This is a genomic window from Dellaglioa sp. CoH-57-MRSF-21 (assembly GCF_056781915.1).
Map to the genome: position 1 here is coordinate 1 of NZ_JBXAXU010000097.1, position 378 is coordinate 378.

At 53.2% G+C, this 378-nt stretch carries 1 protein-coding gene; it reads left to right on the plus strand.

Going from position 1 to position 378, the window contains the following annotated elements:
• The first annotated feature begins 75 nt into the window (after positions 1-75).
• Positions 76-294, plus strand: a complete 219-nt coding sequence (locus AC1RPQ_RS08115; protein ID WP_289856636.1) for a hypothetical protein — start codon at positions 76-78, stop codon at positions 292-294.
• The last annotated feature ends 84 nt before the right edge of the window (positions 295-378 follow it).

Consider the following 378-nt stretch of genomic DNA (forward strand, 5'->3'; position numbering starts at 1 on the left):
CTCAAAGACGATTACGCGGATTGTGATATCTAACCTACTCACGAAGGGGCCTACGGGCCCCGCTGAGGACAAGCCATGATTTTCGAAACCTACATTTGCGCACTTGCCAATAACCGCCTTGAATACGGATTCACGTTTAAGGCTGGGGCCGAAACCGACGATATCCTTTTTGATATGGTTTTGGGTGTCGTGAAGCCGGGCCCGGACGCCGACGACACCATCGAGCGCGCATGGAAAGAAAACGAAAAATATGCACAGGCGGTTTGCGACCGGGCGGCGCAAGACGGGGAATAACCACAAAATTTAGTCGGGTACTATTGACGGGGCCGCGCGGCCCCGTTATTATTCGTTCCATCGATAACCCACTAGGGGCATGAT